This window comes from Rhodococcus sp. P4_B6 (assembly GCF_056402215.1).
Window position 1 is genome coordinate 1 of sequence record NZ_JBFUHV010000112.1, and the last position, 22,910, is coordinate 22,910.

The following is a 22,910-nucleotide window of genomic DNA, read 5'->3' on the forward strand; positions in this document are numbered from 1 at the left end:
CTTCTAGGGAGGCCGGTCATGGCGTTCTATCGGCACGTGGGCAACATTCCGCCCAAGCGGCACACGCAGCACCGTGACGACAACGGTCAGCTCTACTTCGAGGAGTTGATGGGAGAAGAGGGCTTCTCCTCCGACTCCTCGCTGCTCTACCACCGCCACATCCCGTCGGCGATCGTCGACGCCACCGTGTGGGACCTGCCCGACCAGAGCACCACCCCCAATCACCCGCTCAAGCCGCGCCACCTGAAGTTGCACGACCTCTTCCCGGAGACGGTCTGGGCCGACACGGACGTGGTCACCGGACGCCGGCTGATCCTCGGCAACGCCGACGTCCGCATCTCCTACGTGGTCGCCGCCAAGGAATCGCCGCTGTACCGCAACGCGATCGGCGACGAGATGGTGTACGTCGAATCCGGGGCCGCCACCGTCGAAACCGTGTTCGGTGCGCTCGAGGCGAAGCAGGGCGACTACGTCCTGATTCCGATGTCGACCACGCACCGCTGGATCCCGCAGGGCCCGGAACCGTTGCGCGCCTACGCAATGGAGGCCAACAGCCACATCGTCCCGCCGAAGCGGTACCTGTCGCGGTTCGGTCAGCTGCTCGAGAACGCGCCCTACTGCGAGCGCGATCTGCACGGACCGTCCGACACGCTGCAGGCCGAGGGCACCGACGTCGAGGTGCTCGTCAAGCACCGGACGTCGCACGGGATCGTCGGCACGCGAATGGTGTACCCGCAGCATCCCTTCGACGTCGTGGGCTGGGACGGGTGCCTGTACCCGTACACGTTCAACATTTCCGACTACGAACCGATCACCGGGCGCGTGCACCAGCCGCCGCCGGCGCATCAGGCGTTCGAGGGCAACAACTTCGTCATCTGCAACTTCGTGCCCCGCAAGGTCGACTACCACCCGCTGTCGATTCCGGTGCCGTACTACCACTCGAACGTCGACTCCGACGAGATCATGTTCTACGTCGGCGGCGACTACGAGGCGCGCAAGGGTTCCGGCATCGGGCAGGGGTCCATCTCGATCCACCCCGGCGGCCACGCGCACGGACCGCAGCCGGGCGCGTACGAACGCAGCATCGGGGCCGAGTTCTTCGACGAACTCGCCGTCATGGTCGACACGTTCCGTCCGCTCGAACTCGGCGAGGGCGCACTGGCCTGCGAGGACTCGGGCTACGCGTGGACCTGGGCAGGACGGGGGCCGAAGCAGTGATCCCCGCTCTCTTCTCCGGTCTCTGCGACGACGCCGCCCTGTTTCCGCCCGGAAACGCGCCGCTACCCGACGCTCTGCCCGCGCACACCAGGCATCTGTCGGCGCCGTACGGGGATCTCGTCGGCCCCTTCGTGTTCCCCGTCGCCCGGCTGGACGAACTGACAGCCGGCGCGATCGAGTTGAGCCTGACACTGCCCGGTGGCCCGGCCACTCTCGAACCCGCACTCGACYGCCTCGCGCAGATCGACGGTGCCACCGCCGTCGCGCTCGAGATCGCGCCGCCCGCCGAACAGACGGCCGCGGAGTTCTTCGCCGCATTGGACGCCGCGGCAGACCTGACCTCCGGCTGTGAGGTGTTCGTCGAGGTTCCGCGCGGCGAGCGCCGGGCCGACTTCCTCGCCGCACTCGTCGGAGGCCCGTTCGCGGCGAAATTCCGCACGGGAGGCGTTGTCGCCGAGGCCTACCCGGACGAGAGCGAACTCGCGTCCGCTGTGCGCGCCGCCGTCACGACAGGTGTCCCGTTCAAGGCCACGGCCGGACTGCACCACGCCGTCCGCAACACCGATCCGCGCACCGGTTTCGAGCAGCACGGTTTCCTCAACGTGCTTCTCGCCACCCGGCACGCACTCGACGGCGCCGACACCGACCGGGTGGCCGCGACCCTCGCCGAACGTGACGGCACCCGGATCGCCCGCGAACTGAGCGACCTCCCCGCCGACGTCGTCGGCGCCGTCCGCACCGCCTTCCGATCCTTCGGCACGTGCAGCATCCTCGAGCCCCTCGAGGATCTCGTCGCACTGCACCTCGTGCCGTCGTCCGCCCTCTCCGATGAGCACGCTTCCGCCGATGAAGGAGCCCACGCATGACCGTCCTCGACATTCCCGCCGATTCGCTGTTCGGGTTGGAGAACCTGCCGTACGGTATGTTCTCGACCGCGGACTCGGCCCCCCGGGTCGGTGTGCGGGTGGGAGATTCCGTGGTGGATCTCGCCGTCACCCTGGGTGACGACGTCTTCGCGCAGCCCACCCTCAACGCGTTCATGGCGCAGGGCCCGGCCCGCTGGAGCGAGGTTCGCCGGCAGGTCACCGAACTCGTCCAGGGCGACGTCGCCGACACCGCGGTGTTCGCGGTTGAGGACGTGACGATGCACCTGCCGGTGGCCATCGCGGACTACGTCGACTTCTACGCGTCCGAGAATCACGCCACCAACCTCGGACGACTGTTCCGCCCTGACTCCGAGCCGCTGATGCCCAACTGGAAGCACCTGCCGGTCGGATACCACGGGCGGTCGAGCACCGTCATCGTGTCGGGCACCGATGTGGTCCGGCCGTGCGGGCAGCGCAAGGCCCCGAATCAGGACGCGCCCGACTTCGGGCCGTCCCGCCGCCTCGACATCGAGGCCGAGATGGGCTTCCTCGTCGGCGTCCCGACGAAGCTGGGGGAGACCATCACGCCGGATCGATTCGCGGACCACGTGTTCGGCGCGGTCGTCGTGAACGACTGGTCCGCCCGCGACATCCAGGCCTGGGAGTACGTTCCGCTCGGCCCGTTCCTCGGGAAGAGTTTCGCGACGTCCATCTCCCCGTGGGTGGTGCCGCTGGCGGCCCTCGAGGCGGCCCGCATCGACACCCCGACGCAGGATCCGCAGCCGCTGCCGTACCTGCGCGGCGAGGAGAAGTGGGGTCTGGACATCGACCTGGCCGTCGAGTGGAACGGGCACGTCGTGTCGCGGCCGCCGTACGCACAGATGTACTGGTCGCCGGCGCAGATGCTCGCGCACACCACCGTCAACGGCGCCGCCGCCAGCACGGGCGACCTGTTCGCATCGGGCACCATCTCCGGACCCGAGAAGGACCAGCGCGGAGCGTTCATCGAACTGACGTGGGGTGGTCAGGATCCGGTCGTCGTGGGGGACGAGAAGCGCACGTTCCTCGAGGACGGCGACGAGATCGCCATCTCCGCCACCGCACCGGGCCCCAACGGCACCCGCATCGGCTTCGGTGAGGTGCGGGCCCGCATTGCTCCACCCGTGAGTACTTCTTAACCGCGGGCGGTTAAGAAGTACTCACGGGTGGTAGGCAGTAGTCATGACCGAGAACTTCGTCGAGACCACTGCCTTGCCGGACACCGGCGTCGCGTTCCTCACCCTGAACCGCCCCGAACAGCGCAATCCGCTGTCGTCCGAAGCCATGCGGGACGTCACCGCAGCGCTTCGGAAGCTGGGCGAYGACGACACCACCCGCGTCGTCGTCATCAGGGCTGCAGGACCGGTGTTCTCCGCGGGTCACGACCTGAAGGAGATGATCGGCCGCACCCTCGAGGACGAGCAGGCCATCTTCGACACCTGCGTCGAGATGATGCAGGCCGTGCAGGAGATTCCGCAGCCGGTCATCGCGTCCGTGCAGGGTGCGGCGGTCGCGGCGGGCTGTCAGCTCGCCGCGTCGTGCGACCTCGTGGTGGCGTCGTCGAACGCCGTGTTCGGGACACCCGGAGTGAAGATCGGCCTGTTCTGCTCCACCCCGATGGTGGCGCTCAGCCGCGCGATCGGACGCAAGCGCGCCCTGCAGATGCTGCTCACCGGCGAAACGATCGATGCCGAGACCGCGGCGGACTGGGGCCTGGTGAACCTGGTGGTCGCACCGGAGGACCTCGACGCGCAGACCCGGGCGCTCGCCGCGAAGATCACGAAGGCCAGCCCGCTCACCGTGAAGATCGGCAAGCAGGCGTTCTACCGCCAGATCGACCTTCCCCAGGGCGAGGCGTACCAGGCGATGGCCGAGACGATGGCGACCAACGCCGTCACCTGCGACGCCCAGGAGGGCATGCAGGCGTTCGTCGAGAAGCGCACCCCGCAGTGGCAGGGCAAATAGCCCTCCGCGACAGGCCCTGCCTGCATTGCGTGGTGTAGCGAACCGGCGAAAGATCAGGGGTGCAGTGGCTGCGGCCGCGGGCCGTCGGCGCCCGCCGACGGTGGACCGCGACAGGCCGGCCACCGAGAATGTTCTCACTGCGGGGCGACTGTCCCGCGGGAGGTGACATCGATGTTCATCCAAATCATTCAAGGAAAGGTGTCGGACGAGGCCGGCCTCGTCCGATGCATGGACCGCTGGACCGAGGACGTGCGTCCGGGGGCGACGGGCTTCCTCGGATGCACCCAGGGATTGTGCGACGACGGAACGTTCATCGCGCTGGCGCGATTCGAATCGGCAGAGGCTGCCCGGCTCAACAGTGAGCGCCCCGAGCAGGGCGCCTGGTGGGCGGAGACCGAGCGGTGCTTCGACGGACCGGTGTCCTTCATGGACTGCCCCGAGGTGGCCGAGTGGATGGGTGGCGGTTCGGACGACGCGACGTTCGTGCAGGTCATGGAGGGCCACACGACGGACGCGCACCGGATGCGGGAGTTGCTGGACGAGTCCGCCGACCGGGTGCACGAGCTGCGACCGGAGATCCTCGGTGGAACGCTGTGCACCTACGGCGACGGCGGGTACGTCGAGGCGGTGTACTTCACGTCCGAAGCGGAGGCCCGTTCCCACGAGAAGTTGGAGATACCGGACGACCTGAGGTCGTTGTTCGAGGAGGAGGGCCGGCTGACCGACGACGTGACGTACTACGACATGCATTCGCCGATGCTGGTGTCGGCTGGGAGGTAGCCCGAAACCTCTGGCAAGGTAGTTGGACGTCCTATAACCTTCGTGCATGAGTCTGGATGCGCGCACCGATACCGTCGACGGAGTGCTGCGGCGCTCGGCCGCCAAGTTCCCCGACCGCAGGGCGCTGACGTTCGAGGACCGCACGTGGACGTACCGGGAACTCGACGACGCGGTCAGCCGCGCCGCCGCCTACCTGCAGTCGCTGGGACTGTCGGCCGGTGAGCGCGTCGCCGCGTACGGCACCAACTCGGACGCGTACACGATCGGGTTCCTGGCCTGCGCGCGTGCGGGTCTCGTGCACGTCCCCGTCAACTATGCGCTCAAGGGCGAAGAGCTGACCTACCTGGTGTCGCAGTCCGGGAGCACCGCGGTGCTGGTCGATCCGGCGCTGCGGGGCACCCTCGACTCGATCCGGGACGGGCTGGACCTGCGTCACGTGGTGCCGTTGCGTGACGCCGAGGATTCCCTGCTCGCCCACAGCGGCTCCGGCGACGTGCCCGCCGTGGCCGTGCCGGTCGCGTCCACCGACCTGGCGCAACTGCTGTACACGTCGGGGACGACGTCGAAGCCGAAGGGCGCCATGATGACTCACGGCGGACTCGTGCACGAGTACGTGTCCTCCGTGATCGCCCTCGCGCTGGACGAGCGTGACAATCCGCTGATCTGCATGCCGCTGTACCACTCGGCGGGCATGCACGTGTTCATGATGCCGTACCTGTCGGTGGGCGCCTCGGTGAATCTGATGCAGACCCCCGACATTCCGGAGATCCTGCGGCGCATCGAGGCCGATCACATCGGCTCGCTGTTCCTGGCCCCGACCGTGTGGGTGCCGCTCGCCGGACATCCCGATCTCGAGACCCGCGACCTGTCGTCGCTGAAGAAGGCGCAGTACGGTGCGTCGATCATGCCGGTGACGGTGCTGAAGCGGCTGCGCGAACGCTACCCCGACCTCGGCTTCTACAACTGCTTCGGACAATCCGAGATCGGGCCGCTCGCCACCGTGCTGCAGCCCGCCGAGCACGAGGAGAGGCCGTCGTCGTGCGGCAAGGCCGTGTTCTTCGTCGAGACCCGGGTGGTGGATCCGGACGGCAACGACGTTCCCGACGGCACGCCGGGCGAGGTGCTCTACCGTTCGCCCCAGCTGTGCCTGGGGTACTGGGACAACCCCGACGCCACCGCGGAGGCGTTCCGCGACGGCTGGTTCCACTCGGGTGATCTGGTGACGCGAGACGCCGAGGGGTACATCACCGTCGTCGACCGCATCAAGGACGTCATCAACACCGGCGGCATCCTGGTGGCGTCGCGCGAGGTCGAGGACGCCATCTACACGCACCCGGACGTGGCCGAGGTCGCCGTCATCGGGACGCCGGACGACAAGTGGATCGAGGCGATCACCGCGGTCGTGGTGCTGCGGGAGGACGCGTCCGACATCACGCGGGACGGGTTGATCGCCCACGTCAAGGAGCGCATCGCGCCGTTCAAGGTGCCCAAGCAGGTGGTGTTCGTGGACGAGTTGCCCCGCAACCAGAGCGGAAAGCTGCTCAAGCGGGAACTGCGGGCGAAACTCTGACCACTACTTCTTGGTGGACGCCCGCTCGATCAACTCGACCGGAAGCTTCACCGATTCGACGTCGTTGCCGGCGATGAGCGACAGCAGATGACGCACCCCCGTCGCGCCGATCAGGCGGGCGGGTGACCGGACGGTCGTCAGCGGCACCGGCAGCTGGGCGACCACCGGAATGTCGTTGTACCCGACCAGTGCGAGGTCGTCGGGGATCCGCAGCCCGAGGTCGCGGGCGACGCCGAGGACGCCGATCGCGATGGTGTCGCTGACGGTGAAGATCGCCTCGGGGCGCGAATCCGACTCGAGGAGAACGGTGGCGGCGGCGACACCGCCGGACACGTCGAAGTCGGAGCGGACGACGCGCTCCGGTCCCAGTTCGATGCCGTTCTCGGCCAGCGCGTCCCGGAATCCGGCGAGCCGATCGCGGGAGGTGCTCGCGTGGTCGGGGCCTGCGATGGCGGCGATCTCGGTGAAACCGCGGTCGAGGAGATGGCGTCCGGCGAGGTAGCCGCCCCGGTGGTCGTCGCCGGACACGAACGGCAGACCGACATCGGCGTGCCGATTGAGCTGCAGCATCGGCAGCGCCCCCACCGACAGTGAGTCGACGAACTCGCGGCCGGGGCTGTGCAGGCTGCTGAGCAGCAGGCCGTCGACCTGCCTGCTGACGAGGAACTCGATGGCGCGGCGCTGGGCGTCGAGGTCGTCGGGTGGGCTCGACAGCAGCACGGAGTAGCCGGCCTGCGTGGCCGTCTCCTCGATGCCCTGGAACATGGTCGCGACCACTCCGTCGGTGAGTCGTGGCATGACGACGCCGAGGGTGGTGGTCTTGCGGGTGCGCAGGCTCGCGGCCCACAGGTTGGGCTGGTAGCCGAGTTCCACCGCCACCTCGCGCACCCGCAACGCGGCGTCGGACCAGCCGTCGGCGGGTTCGGGTTGCCGGAGCACCCGCGACGCCGTCGACACGTGGACGCCGGCACGTTCGGCGATCTCGCGGAGGGTCGGCGGACGCCCGGACGTGCGGGTCGGGCGATCCGGCAGGTTCACGGGCAATCCTCGCGCTCGGGGTCGGGGACCCGGCGGCCTCGTGGTTGACGTCCGCCGGAACGCGACTTAGTCTACGTGACGAAATCGTTCGTGCAATCGTTCTCGCGAACGTTTGCACACCAGCCCCACCGGCCCCGTGGAGGAACACATGTCCGACTCGCAGACCCTGTCCCAGCTGTTCGCCCTCGACTCGCTGCTCGACACCGAGGAGATCGCGATCCGCGACACCGTGCGCCGATTCGCGGACGAGAAGATCCGGCCCCACATCGGCGAATGGTTCGAAGCGGCGGCGCTGCCCGTGCGTGAACTGGCGGAAGGGCTGGGCGAACTCGGCGTGCTCGGTATGCACCTCGAGGGATACGGCTGCGCCGGAATGAGCGCCACCGCCTACGGCCTGGCCTGCCTGGAACTCGAGGCCGTAGACTCCGGAATCCGCAGCCTCGTGTCCGTGCAGGGCTCGCTGGCCATGTACGCGATCCACCACTACGGCAGCGAGGACCAGAAGCAGGAATGGCTGCCGCGCATGGCCGCGGGCAAGGCGATCGGCTGCTTCGGGCTGACCGAACCCGACTTCGGCTCCAACCCCGCAGGCATGCGCACCAACGCCAAGCGGGACGGTGACGACTGGATCCTCAACGGCACCAAGATGTGGATCACCAACGGGTCCGTCGCCGACGTCGCCGTCGTGTGGGCGCGCACCGACGACGGCATCCGCGGATTCGTCGTGCCCACCGACACCCCCGGCTTCTCCGCGCCCGAGATCAAGCACAAGATGTCGCTGCGCGCGTCCGTCACCTCGGAACTCGTGCTCGAGGACGTCCGGCTGCCCGAATCCGCGATGCTGCCCGAGGCCAAGGGGCTGTCCGGCCCGCTGGGCTGCCTCAACGAGGCCCGGTTCGGCATCATCTTCGGTGCGATGGGCGCGGCCCGCGACTGCCTCGAGTCCGCGATCTCCTACGCTCAGGACCGTCAGGTGTTCGACAAGTCGCTCGCCGCCTACCAGATCACTCAGGTGAAGATCGCCGACATGGCCCTCGAGGTCGGCAAGGGACACCTGCTGGCCTACCACCTCKGACGTCTGAAGGATCGCGGCGAGGCCCGCCCCGAGCAGGTCAGCACGGGCAAGCTGAACAACGTCCGCGAGGCCATCGCCATCGCCCGCGAGTGCCGGACCATTCTCGGAGCCAACGGAATCACGTTGGAGTACCCCGTGATCCGTCACGCCAACAACCTCGAGTCGGTGCTGACCTACGAGGGAACGTCCGAGGTGCACCAGCTGGTGATCGGCCGTGCGCTGACGGGCGAGGCAGCGTTCCGGTGAGAAGTGCATCCCTGGACGGCCTGCTGATCGCCGACTTCGGTCGGGTGCTCGCCGGGCCGTACGCCACGATGCTGCTCGCCGATCTCGGCGCCGAGGTCGTGAAGATCGAGCGCGCCGGCGTCGGCGACGACACCCGGCAATGGGGTCCGCCGTGGGTGGGCGACGAGTCCACCTACTTCCAGTCCGTCAACCGCAACAAGCGGTCCTTCGCGTGGGACCTGCGCGACCCCGTCGACCTGGAACAGGCGAGGGAACTGGCCGCGCGGGCCGACGTGGTGGTGGAGAACTTCCTGCCCGGCACGATGGACCGGCTCGGGCTCGGCTACGACGCCGTGCGGGAGATCAATCCCGACGTCGTCTACTGCTCCGTGACCGGGTTCGGCGGCCAGAACAACCTCCCCGGATACGACCTGCTCATCCAGGCCGTCGGCGGGTTGATGAGCATCACCGGACCCGAACCCGGCGTTCCGACGAAGGTCGGGGTGGCCGTCGTCGACATCATCACCGGACTGCACGCCGCGGTCGGGATCCTGGCGGCCCTGCGTCACCGCGACCGCACCGGGGAGGGGCAGCGGGTCGAGGTGAACCTGCTGTCGTCGCTGCTGTCCGCCCTCGCGAACCAGACGTCGGGGTACGTGGGCGCCGGTGTCGTTCCGCAGGCGATGGGAAACCGGCATCCCAGCATCGCGCCGTACGAGGTGTTCCGGACCGGCGACCGTCCGCTGGTACTCGCGGTGGGGAACAACCGTCAGTTCGCCTCTCTCGTCGAGGTTCTCGGTGTTCCTGAACTCGCCGACGACGAGCGGTACGCGACCAACACGCAACGGGTGGCGCACCGCGAGCAACTGGTCCGGGACATCACCGCGGCGCTGTCCGCGGGCTCGGCGGACGAGTGGTTCGAGAAGCTGACCGACGAGGGCGTCCCGTGCGGGCCGCTCAACGACATCGCCGACGCGGTGGCGCTCGCCGAGCGGCTCGGGCTGAACCCGGTGGTCGAGATCGACGACCCGCGCAGGGACCGGCCGGTGCGGCAGGTGGCGAACCCGATCCGGCTCAGCGCCACCCCGGCGAGCTATCGCAGCGCGCCGCCGCGGCTGGGCGAGGACACCCCAGCCGTGAGTACTTGTTAACCGCCCGCGGTTAACAAGTACTCACGGGGGCTCTTTCCTAAGGGAGTGTTAGGAAGGCTCCGCGGCTCTTCCGTATCGATGTGACGTGACCCACTGTGGTGTGAACGCAGAGATCCAGGGCATCGAGAGGAGTCCCGCGTGAGCACCACATCGACGGGTGAGCGCCGAGTCATCGGCAATGTTTTGAAGGGTTCGGTCGGCAACCTGATCGAATGGTACGACTGGTACGTCTACGCGGCGTTCAGCGTGTACTTCGCGAAGGAGTTCTTCCCCGAGGGCGACACCACCGCGCAGTTGCTGTCCACGGCAGCCGTTTTCGCGGTCGGGTTCCTCATGCGGCCGATCGGCGGCTGGATCATGGGACGGTACGCGGACCGCCGCGGTCGCCGATCGGCGCTCACTTTGTCGGTGACGGTGATGGCGGCGGGTTCGCTCGTCATCGCCGTCACGCCGTCCTATGCGAGCATCGGGATCGTGGCGCCGGTGCTGCTGGTGATCGCCCGGATGCTGCAGGGACTGTCGGTCGGCGGCGAGTACGCCACCAGCGCCACGTACCTGGCCGAGGTCGCTTCGCCGGGCAGGCGCGGGTTCTACTCGAGCTTCCAGTACGTCACGCTCGTCGCCGGGCAGCTGATCGCACTGGGTGTGCAGATCATTCTGCAGCTGACACTGCCGGCGGAGGCCATGCAGTCGTGGGGCTGGCGGATCCCGTTCCTGATCGGCGCCGCCGGTGCCGTCGCGGTGATGTGGCTCCGTCGCACGATGGACGAGTCGGAGGCGTTCACCGAAGAGGTGGAGGCCAAGCGCGAAGACGACGCGACGGCGAGTGGGCCGAAGGAGGGTTCGCTGCGGATGCTGCTGCAGTACCCCCGCGAGTGCCTGCTGGTCTGCGCCCTGACGCTCGGTGGTTGCGTGGCATTCTACACGTACACCACGTACATGCAGAAGTACATGATCAACACGTCCGGCATCTCCAAGGACACGGTGGCGTGGATCAACTTCGCGGCCCTGCTGGTGTTCATCGTGTTGCAGCCGATCGGCGGCACACTGTCCGACCGCATCGGCCGCCGGAAGCTGCTCATCTTCTTCGGGGTGGGCGGAACCATCCTCACCGTGCCGCTGATGACGGTGCTCGGGAAGACGACGAATCCGCTGGTCGCGTTCGCGCTGATGATGCTGGGACTGATCGTCGTCACCGGATACACGTCGGTGAACGCGATCGTGAAGACGGAGCTGTTCCCGACCAAGGTCCGTGCGCTCGGTGTCGGGTTGCCGTACGCCCTCACGTTGGCGATCTTCGGTGGAACCGTCGAGACCGTCGCCCTCGCCCTGAAGCGGGCAGGCCACGAATCGCTATTCTTCTACTACGTGACGGGGTGCATCGCCATCTCGCTCGTCGTCTACGTCTTCATGCGTGAGACTTCGAACGGTTCGCCCCTCGACCGGACGTCCAGCCGGGCGGACACCCCGGACGACGACGTCGAGCTGGTCGACTCGCGGAGCTGATCGAAGGGAAGTGACGTGCAGATCGCGGTGGTCGAGGACGACGACGGAGTCGGCGACGCACTCGTGGAGGCGCTGGGAACCCACGGCCACGAGGCGGTGCGCATGCGCCGCGGTTCCGATCTCCTTCTCGGCCATCGCGGTATGGACGCGGTGATCCTCGACCTCGGTCTCCCCGACGCGGACGGCCTGCAGGTGCTCCGGCAGCTGCGGGCCGTCAGCGACGTTCCGGTGGTGATCCTCACGGCCCGAGACGACGAACGGTCGGTGGTGCGGGGGCTACGCGGCGGGGCGGACGACTACCTCGTCAAGCCGGCGCGGCTCGCGGAATTGCTTGCGCGGCTCGACGTCGTGACCCAGCGCAGGCCCGCGACCGGACGTTCGGCAGAGCAGACGGTCACCGAGGGCGACGTGGTGGTCGATCTGGCGGCACGCGAGGTGGAGGTCGGCGGCGCTCCGGTGGCGTTGACAGCCAAGGAGTTCGAGCTTCTCGAGGTACTGGTCACCCGTCCCGGCGCCGCGGTGAGCCGTCAGCAGTTGATGGACGCGGTGTGGGGCGACGCGTACGTGGCCATCTCCCGCACCCTCGACGTGCACATGACGGGGCTGCGCGCGAAACTGGGCCGCCCCGGCCTCATCTCGACCATCCGCGGGTACGGCTACCGCTGGGGCACGTGACGTGCGCCGCCGTGTGCTCGCCGTCCTGCTGGTGTTCGCGGCCGTCGCGGTGGTGGCCTTCGCGGTCCCGCTGGCGCTGGCCACCAGTGCCGGACGGACCCAGGCCCTGCGGCTGAGCCGGGAGGCGGACGCGACGCATTTCGCGAGCCTCGCCGGGCAGACCCAGGCCCCCGGAAGTACCACGCTGCTGCGCGAGGAGGTGGCCCGCTACCACGAGTTGTACGGCGAGGGCGTCCTCATCGTCGACGCCAGGGGAAACGTCCGCGCCGGGGCGGGACTGTCGCCGGACGACTCCGACGTCGCCGCGGCGATCACGGCGGGACTGCGCAACCAGAAGCAGGGGATCAGCGGTTCGCTGACCCCGTGGTCGGCGAACCGGGTGCTGTCGGCCGTGCCCGTCGGCACCGGGGCGCAGGTGGACGGCGCCGTCGTCTTGGACGTGTCCACCCGCGCCGCACGGGAATCCATCCGGACGTCGTGGCTGGTGATCGTCGCGGGGGCGCTCGGCGCGCTGGCGGCGGTCACGGCCGTCGCGATCGCGCTGTCCCGGTGGACCGTTCGCCCGCTCGGGGCGCTCACCGCCAGGGTCGGCGCCCTCACCGAGGCGGTCCCGTCCCCGCGCCCGCGGACGGGTCGCAACTCCGGGCGGCCGCCCGGTCGATACAGCGGACCGCCGGAGGTGCAGGAACTCGCAAAGGCGTTCGACACCATGTCGGGCGCCGTCCAGGCGTCCGGGCAGGCGCAGCGCCAGCTGATCGCCGACACCGCCCATCAACTCCGAAACCCCCTCGCGGCCCTGCACATCCGGCTCGACTCTCTCGGCCCGCACGTCGCCGAGGCCGGCGCCGAAACCTACCGCCGGACGGGGATGGAGGTCGATCGGCTCGGCGGAATCCTGGACGGGCTGCTCGCGCTCGCCGTCGCCGAATCACCCGCCGACGCCGGTGAGGACGAGTCTGCGCGCGGCGGGTGCGACGTCGGTGCCGTCCTCGCGGACCGTGCCGACGCCTGGACGGAGGCTCTCGGGGAATCGGGGATGGCCCTCGTGTTCCGGCCGCTGGCCGAACCGCTGGTCGCGGACTTCCAGGACAGTCACCTGTCCCAGGTCCTGGACGTCCTGCTCAGCAATGCGCACGCGTACGCCGGTCGCGGGGCGACGGTCCGGATCGACACGGGACGGTCCGCCGCGGGAATCGAGATCCGGGTCAGCGACGACGGGGTCGGGGTGAGCGAGGACGAGATCGGCAAACTGTCTGCGCGGTTCTTCCGCGGGTCCGCGGCGGCGCAGCAGGGCACCGGGCTCGGACTGTCCATCGCGACCGCACTGGTCGAGGGCGCCGGTGGAACGCTGTCGGTCGTCGCGGAACGGCCACACGGGCTCCGGGTGACGCTGGCACTCCCGGCGGTGGCGCCGTGATCACGCGACGAACACTGCTGCGCGGCGTCCTCGCGGCGGGTGCGACCGCGGCCACGGGTTCGGTACTCGCCGCGTGCTCGGACAGCGGTACCGATCCGCTGCGACTCGCCGCGGGTGAGGAGGGCGGATTCTTCTGGGAGTTCGCCCAGTTGACGGCCGCGGCCGCGGAACGTGCCGCACTGCCGGTGCGGATCGTCCCGGTCCGGACCGCGGGGTCGATGGAGAATCTGGCGGCGCTCGCGTCCGGGGACGCGGAACTGGCGTTGAGCCTCGCCGATGCCGCCGTGTCGGCGATGGAGGCCGGCGCCGCGTTCACCGCCCTCGGCAAGGTGTACGAGAACTACATGCAGCTTGCGGTGCGCGCCGATTCCGGGATCGCGGACACCTCGCAGCTGCGAGGAACCCGAATCAGTCTGGGCGCCACAGGCTCCGGAGCGGAACTGACGGGCGAACGCATCCTCGACGTCCTGGGCCTGGCGGGCCCGGGAGACGTGACGCGACTGCACCTGTCGATGACCGATGCGGGGCAGGCCCTGCGGGACGGCACCGTCGATGCGGTGCTGTGGGCGGGCGGGGTGCCGACGCCGTCGTTCGCGGATCTCGGGATCCCGCTGCGACTGCTCGACCTGTCCGCCGAACTGGAACTACTGCGGGTGCGGTTCGGCCCACGCTACGAGCCGGTGCTGATTCCGCCCGGCACGTACGGACAGCAGACGTCGGTCGCGACGATCGGTCTCGCGAACCTGCTGCTCGCCGATCCGGCCGTGTCCGACGGCGCCGCGGGCGCGATCGTCGAGGTGCTCATCGACCACGCCGCGGAACTGGTGCCGGATCAGGCGACCGGCAGCCAGTTCCTGGACCGGCAGTCGTTGATCGTCACCGCAGGCGTGCCGCTGCACCCCGGAGCGGCCGCCGCGTACCGGAGACACCACGGCTGAGCCGGTCCCTACTGCACCCGGGCGACGACGAAGATGCGCCGGAACGGGAAGAACGTGCTCCCGTCCGGTCGCCGGGGATACGCCTCGTCGAGGAGCGGGACGAGTTCCTCCCGGAAGCGGTCCCAGTCCGGCGCCGAGAGGGCATCCTTGACCGGCCGGAGCGCCGTTCCGGTGATCCACTCCAGCACCGGGTTCTCCCCGGTCAACTGCTGGACGTACGTGGTCTCCCAGGCGTCGACGGCGCACCCGGCGTCCGCGAGCAGGCCCGCGTACCCGACGGGATCGTCGACGACGTTGTCCGCCCGGAACGGCACGTCCGTCAACCACCGGGACCACCGCTCGGTCCCGGCGAGGTCCCGGACGATCGCGTGCGAGGGCGCGTCGAAGTTGCCGGGGACCTGCACCGCGATCCACGCCCCCGACGGCAGCTGTGCCGGCCAGCGGCGCAGCAACTCCCGGTGTTCGGGCACCCACTGCAGGGCGGCGTTGGAGACGACGACGTCGGTGTCGGGCTGTGGCGTCCAGTCGCGGACGTCCAGCCGGGCGGCGTCGAGGCCGCGGTCACGCGCGGCCCGGACCATCTCGGGTGAGCTGTCGGACGCCTCCAGGACGGCGTCCGGCCACCGCTGGGCGAGGCTGACGGTCAGGTTCCCCGGGCCGCAGCCGAGGTCGACCACGCGGCGGGGTGACCGCGCGTCGACACGCGACAGCAACTCGTAGAACGGGCGCCCCCGATGGTCCGCGAAGGCGAGGTACTTGTCCGGATCCCATATGTCGTCCACGCCTTCAAACAGTACGCCCATACTGTTGGTGTGTGGGGTCAGAGGCCGAGATCCTTCGCGATGATCGTCTTCATGACCTCGCTCGTCCCGCCGTAGATGCGGGACACGCGGGTGTCCGCGTACAGGCGCGCGATGGGGTATTCGAGGACGTAGCCGTAACCGCCGTGCAGTTGCAGGCACTTGTCGATGACCCGGCCCGCGGCCTCCGTGCAGAACAGTTTCGCCTTCGCGGCGTCGGCGACCGTGAGTTCGCCCGCGTCGTGCAGTTCGAGCGCCCGGTCGGCCATCAGCTGGATCGCCTCGACCTCGGTGGCGCACTCGGCGAGCACGAACTTGGTGTTCTGAAACGCCGCGACGGGCTTGCCGAACACCTTGCGTTCCTTGACGTACGCGATCGCGTGCTGCAACGCCGCGGCCGCGGTCGCCGACCCGCCGAGCGCGATGGACAGACGTTCCTGCGCGAGGTTGTGGGTGAGGTAGCTGAAACCGGCCCCCTCGTCGCCGAGTCGGTCCGCCACCGGCACCTGCACGTCGGTGAAGGACAGTTCGGCGGTGTCCGACGCCTTCAGGCCGATCTTCTCGATCTTGCGGCCCACCGCGAAACCCTCGGACGTGGTGTCGACGACGAGAATGGTGAGACCGGACCGGCGGTCCTCGGGGGTGCTGGGCGCGGTGCGGCACACCACGAGGATCCGGTCGGCGAGCGCGCCACCGGTGATGAACGTCTTCGCGCCGTTGAGAACGTAGTGCGACCCGTCCGCCGACAGTTTCGCCGACGTCGCGATGTTCGCGAGGTCGGAACCGGTGCCCGGCTCGGTCATCGCGATCGCGAACATGATGTCGCCGGACGCGAATCCGGGGAGCCACCGCTGCTTCTGCTCGTCGCTGGCGTACTCGAGCAGGTACGGCAGGATCAGATTGGTGTGCACGGAGTAACTGCCGAACGTGACGCCGGCGGCCGCCGTCTCCTCGCCGACCACCGCGGCGAACTTGAAACTCTTCTCACCGCCTCCGCCGAACTCCTCCGGCACCTGGATGCCCAGCACGCCGAGTTCACCGAGGCGGCGGTAGAAGTCGCGCGGCGGATGTCCCTCGCCCTCCCAGTCGTGGTGGACGGGCGCGACTTCCTTGGCGATGAAGTCGCGGATGGTCTTCCGGAACGCGTCGTGATCTTCGTTGAACACCGTACGCTGCACGGGTTTTCTCCTTCGGATTACAGTGCGTAACTGCGCAGTACGCCCTTGCTGATGATCATTTTCTGAATCTCGCTGGTGCCCTCGCCGATGAGGAGGAACGGTGCCTCGCGCATCAGGCGCTCGATCTCGTATTCCTTCGAGTAGCCGTAGCCGCCGTGGATGCGGAAGCTGGCCTGGGTCACCTCGGAGCAGTACTCGCTGGTGAGGTACTTGGCCATGCCCGCGGCGACGTCGTTGCGTTCCCCGGAGTCCTTCAGGCGGGCCGCGTTCACCATCATCAGATGCGCGGCTTCCACTTTCGTCGCCATCTCGGCGAGGCTGAAGGCGACTGCCTGATGCTCCGCGATCGGTTTGCCGAACGTGCTGCGTTGCTGTGCGTATCGGGCGGCGAGCTCGAACGCCCGGATCGCGACCCCGCACGCGCGGGCGGAGACGTTGACCCGGCCGACCTCGACGCCGTCCATCATCTGCGAGAACCCGCGGCCCGGGGTTCCGCCGAGGACGTCGCCGGCGGCCGCGCGATAGTTGTCGAACAGCAACTCGGTGGTGTCGATGCCCTTGTAGCCCATCTTGTCGATCTTCCCCGGGACGGTGAGTCCGGGGAGGACCTCACCGAAACCGGCGGGCTTCTCGATCAGGAAGGTGGTCAGGTTGGCGTGCGGCTTCGCGGCGCCCTCCTCGGTGCGCACCAGCGCGGCGACGAGCGTCGAGCTGCCGCCGTTGGTGAGCCACATCTTCTGGCCGTTGATCACGTAGTCGCCGTCGGCGTTGCGCTCGGCCTTGGTGCGGATCGCGGCGACGTCGGAACCCAGCTCGGGCTCGGACATGGAGAACGCGCCGCGCACCTCACCGGTCGCCATCCGCGGCAGGTAATGGTTCTTCTGGGCGTCGGTGCCGTGCTGACGGATCATGTACGCGACGATGAAGTGGGTGTTGATCACACCGGACACGCTCATCCAGCCGCGGGCGAGCTCCTCGACGCACAACGCGTACGTGAGCAGGGATTCGCCCAGCCCGCCGTACTCCTCGGGGATCATCAGCCCGAACAGGCCCATGTCGCGCATCTTGTCGACGATGGCCTGGGGGTAGGTGTCGGAGTGTTCGAGTTCCTGTGCGGCCGGGATGATGTCGCGATCGACGAAAGTGCGCACGGTGTCGACGATCTCGGTCTGGAACTCGGTCAGATCGAGAGTGTGGGCGAGGCGGCTCATGGAATTCAGAATGCCCGATCCGCGGGGGCCCGGCTAGGGGCGTTCGGGCTATCTGTCGGATAGCGCAGTCCAATGCACCCGCACCTCGGCGACTCATAGGCAGACGTAGCCGGTGCCTTCGCCGAGTACGTATTGATCGACGGCTTCCCGGTCCGTTCAATGAATCGAGATACTGTGACCCACGCCACCACATTCTTCGAAGGGATCACCACGTGACCCGCTCCACTGCCACCCTCGACCGGACCGTCGCCATCGGTTCCGAGTCCCGCAGCCGCGCTTGGGGCCTGACCGCGCTCCTCGTGCTGCTCTACGTCGTCAACTACGCCGACAAGGCCGTCCTCGGCATCATCGCCCAGCCCCTCGCCCACGAACTGGGGCTGAGCGCCTCGCAGATCGGGCTGGTGGGCAGCCTCTTCTTCCTGACCTTCACCGTCGGCGGCTTCTTCGCCGGCGCGCTGAACCGCTGGATGTCGCTGCGATGGGCGCTGCTGCTGCTCGCGATCGCCTGGTCCGTCGCAATTCTTCCGCTCGTGGTCGTCGCGAGTTTCGGGGTGCTGCTGGTCAGTCGCCTGCTGCTCGGGCTCGCGGAAGGTCCGAGCTCCGCGCTGCTCCACACGGGTGCGTACTCGTGGCACGCACCCGCCAAGCGCGGACTGCCGAGCGCGCTGCTCGCCGGTGCCGCATCGATCGCGAAGATCGCCGTCGCGCCTGCTCTCGCGTTCGTGACCGTCACGTTCGGGTGGCGCTACGCGCTGGTCGCACTGGCCGCCATCGGAGTTCTGTGGTGCGTCGTCTGGCTGACCGTCTGGAGCGAAGGCCCGTACATCCGCAGCGGCAAGGGCGCCGATTCCGCGGCCGCCGGTGACGCGGGCGAACCGGCGGTGCCGTGGGGCCGCATCTTCCGGACCCGCACGTTCATCTTCGGCGCGCTTCTCGTCATGAGCGTGTACGCACTGGTCGCCGTGGTTCTGACGTGGCTGCCGTCGTACTTCGAGGTGGGCCTCGGGTACAGCCGCCTCCAGGCCGGCTCCATGTTCGCGTTCCCGAGCATCGCCGGGCTGATCCTGATGCTGTTGTCGTCCGTGATCGGCGACCGCCTGCTCGCGCGCGGCTCGACGTCCCGCGTGGTCCGTGTCGTCGTCCCCGCCGTCGGGGTGCTGATCTGCGGTGCGATCCTGTTGGCCCTCCCGTCGATCACCGCACCCGCGGTAGCCGTCCTCGTCGTTTCCGTCGGCTACGGCTTCGCGGCGTCGGTGTTTCCGCTGCTCAACGCGGCGATCTCGGAGATCTGCCCGCCCCGCCAGACCGCCGGCACGCTGGGCGTCTTCCTCGCCGTCATGGCGATCGGCGGTCTCGTCGCCCCCTACGCGACGGGTCTGATCGTCGACGCGGCCGCCTCGCCCGCCGAAGGGTACGCCACCGCGTTCCAGGCCCTCGGACTCGTCGCCGCCGTGTGCGCCGTCGGGGCGCTGCTCTTCGCGAACCCCGAGCGCGACAAGAAACTGGTCCGGGGCGACGCTGCGGGCATAGGCACGAACTAACGCTGCGATCGGCCGAAAGTCGTTGTGCTGACGACTTCGCCCGTGATTGATTCGAGTCACCCCCTCAGATCGAAGGAACACACCATGCGCGATGCAGTGATCGTCGACGCCGTCCGCACGCCCATCGGGCGGCGTGGCGGTTCCCTGTCCGGAATCCACCCCGCAAATCTGTCGGCGCACGTCCTCGAGGCCCTCGCGGCGCGCACCGGACTCTCCCCGGATCAGGTCGGCGACGTCGTCTGGGGCTGCGTCAGCCAGGTGGGGGAGCAGGCGGGCAACGTCGCCCGCACCGCCGTGCTCGCCGCCGGCTGGCCCGAATCGGTGCCGGGCACCACCCTCACCCGGGCGTGCGGATCGAGCCAGCAGGCCGTGAGCTTCGCCGCCGCCACGGTCATCGCAGGCCACGAGGACATCGTCGTCGCCGGTGGTGTGGAGTCGATGAGCCGGGTTCCCATGGGCAGCGCCAGCACGAACGGCGAACACTTCCCGGCGGCCGTCCTCGACCGGTACGGCGTCGGCGGGTTCAGCCAGGGCACCGGCGCCGAGATGATGGCCGAGAAGTGGGGGCTGTCCCGTCAGGCGCTCGACGAGTACGCGCTGCGATCGCACGCACTCGCGGCCGACGCCGCGGACCGGGGCGCATTCGACGGGCAACTCGCACCGCTCTCCGACGTCCTCGCAGGCGACGAGGGGATCCGCCGCGGCGGATCCCTCGAATCGCTCGGCAAGCTGAAGACCGTCTTCAAGGAGGACGGCGTGATCCACGCCGGCAACTCCTCGCAGATCTCCGACGGCGCCGGTGCGCTGCTCGTCACGACGAGCGAGAAGGCCGCCCAACTGGGCCTGACCCCGATGGCCCGCATCCACACGTGCGCCGTCGCGGGCGACGACCCGGTGATCATGCTGACCGGACCCATCGCCGCGACGGAGAAGGCACTGTCCCGCTCGGGACTGAAGATCGACGACATCGGCGCATTCGAGGTGAACGAGGCGTTCGCTCCCGTCCCGATGGCGTGGCAGGCGGAGACCGGCGCCGCAACCGACCGGCTGAACCCGCTCGGCGGCGCCATCGCGGTCGGGCACCCGCTCGGCGGTTCCGGGGCGATCCTCATGACCCGGCTCGTCCACCACATGCGGGACAACGGCATTCGGTACGGACTGCAGACGATGTGTGAGGCGGGTGGCCTCGCCAACGCCACCATTCTCGAACTTCTCTGATCCGGCAACATCTTTCGAAGGGAACACACGCACGATGGAACTCAAGGGAATTTCGACCGCGGTCACCGGCGGCGCGTCCGGTCTCGGTCTGGCGACGGCCCGCCGGCTCGTCGACGCGGGCGCTCAGGTCACGCTCATCGACYTGCCGAACTCCGATGGCGAGGCGGCCGCGAAGGAATTGGGTAGCGCCGCCCAGTTCGCCCCCGCCGACGTGACCGATTCCGAGCAGTTCGCGGCCGCACTCGACGTCGCCGACGACCGCGGCGGACTGCGCGGCCTCGTGCACTGCGCAGGCGCCGGACGCCGGATGCGCATCCTCGACTCCGACGGCAAGGCAGGCTCCGTCGAGGACTTCGAGTTCGTGATCCGGCTCAACCTCGTGGGCTCGTTCAACGCCCTGCGGCTCGGGGCGGAGCGGATGGCGCGCCAGGAGGAGATCGACGGCGAGCGCGGTGCGGTCGTGCTGACGGCGTCCGTCGCCGCATTCGAAGGCCAGATCGGCCAGATCAACTACACCGCATCGAAGGCAGGCATCGTGGGCATGACGGTCACCGCGGCCCGGGACCTCGCCAGCCGTAACATCCGGGTGTGCACCATCGCCCCGGGGATCATGGACACCCCACTCCTCGCCCGGCTGCGCGACGACGTGCGGGCGTCGCTGGAGAAGTCGGTGCCGAACCCGTCGCGTCTGGGCAAGCCGAGCGAGTTCGGACAGCTCGCCTGCCAGATCCTCGAGAACGGCTACCTCAACGGCGAGACCATCCGCCTGGACGGCGCCATCCGCATGGCACCTCGCTGACTAACTAAGGACCCAACGTGAATTCTGCTGCACCGGTATTGCATTACCCCGAACTGACGTTGGCGGCGTTCCCGTCCGGCATGGCGAACCTGTACGGCGACAAGGCCGCAGTGGTCGACGGCGACACGGTGTGCACCTACCGCGAGCTGGACCAGCGGTCGGGAGCGTTCGCCGCCGCGCTGCGGGACGCGGGAGTGACCGAACGCGACGTGGTGCTCCTGCACCTCGGCAACTGCATCGAATTCGTGGTGGCCTACTACGGCGCGCTTCGGGCCGGCGCGACCGTCACCCTGGTCAACCCGTTGCAGCCGGGCCCCGGCCTGCGCTCGCAGATCATCGACACGGGGGCGGTCGCCGCCGTCACCCAGCCCGGGCAACTGGACACCCTCACCGCGGCGGCGAGCGGCACCACCGTGCGCACCATCGTGGTGGCCGGCCTCCCCGCGGGCGTCGGTCGCGGCCAGTTCGGGTTCGACGAGTTCGTCCGCGGGTACGCCGCCGCACCGTTCACCCCGGCAGTGTCCGGGGACGACGTGGCCCACCTCGCGTACACCGGCGGCACCACCGGCTTGTCGAAGGGGGTGCGGGTGCTGCACCGCAACGTCCTCGCCAACGTCACCCAGATGATCGCCTGGCGGGCGGRCCACGAGGTCTGCGCCACCGACGACGGCGGCATCGAACTGCGTCCCATCGAGAGTCTCGGCGACCGCGGGGTGGTGCCCGGCGACGGCGCGACCGTCGTCGTGTCGCCGCTGTTCCACGCGCATGCGCTGATCAACATGTCGTTCCTGTTGCTGTGCGGGGCGACGCAGGTGTTCGCCGGACGCTTCGAGCCCGGGCGGATGCTGGAGTTGATCGAGACGCACCGCGCCACGTACATCACCGGGAGCCCGGCGATGTGGCACGCGGTCGCCACGCATCCCGACGCCGCGACCCGGGACACCGATTCGGTGCGGGTGGTCTCCTCGGGGGCCGCACCGATCGACCACGTGACCCTCGAGGCGCTGAGCCGGGCGTTCCCGTCGGCGAGCGTGGTCGAGGGGTACGGGCTGACGGAGGGAACCTGCCTGGTCGCCTCCGCACCGCTGACCGGCTCCGTCGCCTACAAACTCGGCAGCGTGGGGTTGCCGGTCTTCGACACCGAGGTGCAGATCCGCGCCCAGGACGATTCCGGTGCCGTACTGGAGGCCGGCGACCGCGGCAAGCTGTGGGTCCGCGGACCGCAGGTCACGGACGGCTACCTGAACCACCCGGAGATCACGGCGCAGCAGTTCGTCGACGGCTGGCTCGACACCGGCGACATCGCTTACCTCGACGAGGACGGGTACCTGTTCATCTGCGACCGCACCAAGGACATGCTGATCTACAAGGGCTACAACGTGTATCCGCGTGAGCTCGAGGAGATCCTCGTCTCGCACCCGGACGTGTCCTCCGCCGCCGTCGTCGGCAGGGAGGCAGGCAGCGTCGGCCAGGAGCCGGTGGCGTTCGTGGTGCCGATGCCCGGTGTGAGGATCGACGGGGACGCGGTGTCCGCGTTCGTCGCCGAGCGGGTGCTGCCGTACAAGAAGGTACGCGACGTCGTGGTGGTCGAGCAGTTGCCGACCTCCGCGGCCGGGAAGATCCTCAAGACGAAGCTGCGCGAGCAACTCGCGACCGCGGCGACGTAGCTCCCGCTGGGTGGACGCAACCCTGTGACGCGC

The 22,910-nt window shown here is 68.9% G+C and carries 20 protein-coding genes; 16 read left to right on the top strand and 4 right to left on the bottom strand.

Annotation, left to right across the window (positions count from 1 at the left end; all coding sequences use genetic code 11):
* Positions 1-18: 18 nt before the first annotated feature.
* The 6 genes from AC1DWT_RS34975 (at position 19) to AC1DWT_RS35000 (ending at position 6,438) form a co-directional block, all read left to right on the top strand.
* A complete protein-coding gene (locus AC1DWT_RS34975; protein ID WP_206013258.1) occupies positions 19-1,218 on the top strand; it encodes a homogentisate 1,2-dioxygenase in 1,200 nt (399 codons plus the stop codon).
* Positions 1,215-2,084: a hypothetical protein gene (locus AC1DWT_RS34980; protein ID WP_477924165.1), complete on the top strand. Its 870-nt coding sequence runs from the start codon at positions 1,215-1,217 to the stop codon at positions 2,082-2,084. The genes AC1DWT_RS34975 and AC1DWT_RS34980 overlap by 4 nt, the downstream gene beginning before the upstream one ends.
* Positions 2,081-3,262 (top strand): fumarylacetoacetase, encoded by a 1,182-nt coding sequence (gene fahA, locus AC1DWT_RS34985; RefSeq protein ID WP_206013256.1) that lies wholly within the window; start codon positions 2,081-2,083, stop codon positions 3,260-3,262. The genes AC1DWT_RS34980 and fahA overlap by 4 nt, the downstream gene beginning before the upstream one ends.
* A gap of 43 nt (positions 3,263-3,305) precedes the next feature.
* Positions 3,306-4,088 (top strand): enoyl-CoA hydratase, encoded by a 783-nt coding sequence (locus AC1DWT_RS34990; RefSeq protein ID WP_095862411.1) that lies wholly within the window; start codon positions 3,306-3,308, stop codon positions 4,086-4,088.
* 171 nt (positions 4,089-4,259) lie between these two features.
* The gene (locus AC1DWT_RS34995) at positions 4,260-4,868 is read left to right on the top strand and encodes a hypothetical protein (RefSeq protein WP_072947808.1); all 609 of its coding nucleotides are present in this window, start codon (positions 4,260-4,262) and stop codon (positions 4,866-4,868) included.
* 46 nt (positions 4,869-4,914) lie between these two features.
* Positions 4,915-6,438, top strand: coding sequence for an acyl-CoA synthetase (locus tag AC1DWT_RS35000; protein WP_206013254.1), 1,524 nt, complete (start codon positions 4,915-4,917; stop codon positions 6,436-6,438).
* A gap of 3 nt (positions 6,439-6,441) precedes the next feature.
* Here the strand turns inward: AC1DWT_RS35000 and AC1DWT_RS35005 are convergent, their stop codons facing one another.
* Positions 6,442-7,476: a LacI family DNA-binding transcriptional regulator gene (locus AC1DWT_RS35005; RefSeq protein ID WP_072947214.1), complete on the bottom strand. Its 1,035-nt coding sequence runs from the start codon at positions 7,474-7,476 to the stop codon at positions 6,442-6,444.
* A gap of 148 nt (positions 7,477-7,624) precedes the next feature.
* On the opposite strand from AC1DWT_RS35005, the gene AC1DWT_RS35010 reads away from it, so the two are divergent.
* The 6 genes from AC1DWT_RS35010 to AC1DWT_RS35035 all read left to right on the top strand — a co-directional run bounded on the left by AC1DWT_RS35010 (position 7,625) and on the right by AC1DWT_RS35035 (position 14,463).
* Positions 7,625-8,797, top strand: coding sequence for an acyl-CoA dehydrogenase family protein (locus AC1DWT_RS35010; RefSeq protein ID WP_477924155.1), 1,173 nt, complete (start codon positions 7,625-7,627; stop codon positions 8,795-8,797).
* The gene (locus AC1DWT_RS35015) at positions 8,794-9,927 is read left to right on the top strand and encodes a CaiB/BaiF CoA transferase family protein (protein WP_206013252.1); all 1,134 of its coding nucleotides are present in this window, start codon (positions 8,794-8,796) and stop codon (positions 9,925-9,927) included. Before AC1DWT_RS35010 ends, AC1DWT_RS35015 begins: the two co-directional genes overlap by 4 nt.
* Before the next feature lie 138 nt (positions 9,928-10,065).
* The gene (locus tag AC1DWT_RS35020) at positions 10,066-11,433 is read left to right on the top strand and encodes an MFS transporter (RefSeq protein WP_206013250.1); all 1,368 of its coding nucleotides are present in this window, start codon (positions 10,066-10,068) and stop codon (positions 11,431-11,433) included.
* Positions 11,434-11,448: 15 nt separating this feature from the next.
* Positions 11,449-12,108, top strand: a complete 660-nt coding sequence (locus AC1DWT_RS35025) for a response regulator transcription factor (RefSeq protein ID WP_206013248.1) — start codon at positions 11,449-11,451, stop codon at positions 12,106-12,108.
* A gap of 1 nt (position 12,109) precedes the next feature.
* Positions 12,110-13,525, top strand: coding sequence for a sensor histidine kinase (locus tag AC1DWT_RS35030; protein WP_206013247.1), 1,416 nt, complete (start codon positions 12,110-12,112; stop codon positions 13,523-13,525).
* Positions 13,522-14,463 (top strand): TAXI family TRAP transporter solute-binding subunit, encoded by a 942-nt coding sequence (locus AC1DWT_RS35035; protein ID WP_206013245.1) that lies wholly within the window; start codon positions 13,522-13,524, stop codon positions 14,461-14,463. Before AC1DWT_RS35030 ends, AC1DWT_RS35035 begins: the two co-directional genes overlap by 4 nt.
* Positions 14,464-14,471: 8 nt before the next feature.
* Here the strand turns inward: AC1DWT_RS35035 and AC1DWT_RS35040 are convergent, their stop codons facing one another.
* From AC1DWT_RS35040 to AC1DWT_RS35050, 3 genes are read right to left on the bottom strand one after another with little or no spacing between them, the layout of a single operon-like run.
* A complete protein-coding gene (locus tag AC1DWT_RS35040; protein WP_206015985.1) occupies positions 14,472-15,236 on the bottom strand; it encodes a trans-aconitate 2-methyltransferase in 765 nt (254 codons plus the stop codon).
* Between the two features lie 47 nt (positions 15,237-15,283).
* On the bottom strand, positions 15,284-16,441 hold the full coding sequence (locus tag AC1DWT_RS35045) for an acyl-CoA dehydrogenase family protein (protein ID WP_206013243.1): 1,158 nt from the start codon (positions 16,439-16,441) through the stop codon (positions 15,284-15,286).
* 17 nt (positions 16,442-16,458) lie between these two features.
* Complete coding sequence (locus AC1DWT_RS35050) at positions 16,459-17,652, bottom strand: acyl-CoA dehydrogenase family protein (protein ID WP_206013241.1); 1,194 nt, start codon at positions 17,650-17,652, stop codon at positions 16,459-16,461.
* A 212-nt stretch (positions 17,653-17,864) separates the two neighbouring features.
* Here AC1DWT_RS35050 and AC1DWT_RS35055 point away from each other — a divergent pair, with 212 nt between their 5' ends.
* The 4 genes from AC1DWT_RS35055 to AC1DWT_RS35070 all read left to right on the top strand — a co-directional run bounded on the left by AC1DWT_RS35055 (position 17,865) and on the right by AC1DWT_RS35070 (position 22,877).
* Positions 17,865-19,193: an MFS transporter gene (locus tag AC1DWT_RS35055; RefSeq protein WP_072947205.1), complete on the top strand. Its 1,329-nt coding sequence runs from the start codon at positions 17,865-17,867 to the stop codon at positions 19,191-19,193.
* An 84-nt stretch (positions 19,194-19,277) separates the two neighbouring features.
* On the top strand, positions 19,278-20,411 hold the full coding sequence (locus AC1DWT_RS35060; protein ID WP_095862420.1) for a thiolase family protein: 1,134 nt from the start codon (positions 19,278-19,280) through the stop codon (positions 20,409-20,411).
* Positions 20,412-20,445: 34 nt separating this feature from the next.
* Positions 20,446-21,210: an SDR family NAD(P)-dependent oxidoreductase gene (locus AC1DWT_RS35065; RefSeq protein ID WP_206013239.1), complete on the top strand. Its 765-nt coding sequence runs from the start codon at positions 20,446-20,448 to the stop codon at positions 21,208-21,210.
* Positions 21,211-21,227: 17 nt separating this feature from the next.
* Complete coding sequence (locus tag AC1DWT_RS35070) at positions 21,228-22,877, top strand: class I adenylate-forming enzyme family protein (RefSeq protein ID WP_477924159.1); 1,650 nt, start codon at positions 21,228-21,230, stop codon at positions 22,875-22,877.
* Positions 22,878-22,910 lie beyond the last annotated feature (33 nt).

Bases quoted from the DNA above. Each gene is read 5' to 3' on its own strand.
- AC1DWT_RS35000 (WP_206013254.1), top strand. From the start codon at position 4,915: ATGAGTCTGGATGCGCGCACCGATACCGTCGACGGAGTGCTGCGGCGC.
- AC1DWT_RS34975 (WP_206013258.1), top strand. From the start codon at position 19: ATGGCGTTCTATCGGCACGTGGGCAACATTCCGCCCAAGCGGCACACG.
- AC1DWT_RS35060 (WP_095862420.1), top strand. From the start codon at position 19,278: ATGCGCGATGCAGTGATCGTCGACGCCGTCCGCACGCCCATCGGGCGG.
- fahA (WP_206013256.1), top strand. From the start codon at position 2,081: ATGACCGTCCTCGACATTCCCGCCGATTCGCTGTTCGGGTTGGAGAAC.
- AC1DWT_RS35050 (WP_206013241.1), bottom strand. From the start codon at position 17,652: ATGAGCCGCCTCGCCCACACTCTCGATCTGACCGAGTTCCAGACCGAG.
- AC1DWT_RS34995 (WP_072947808.1), top strand. From the start codon at position 4,260: ATGTTCATCCAAATCATTCAAGGAAAGGTGTCGGACGAGGCCGGCCTC.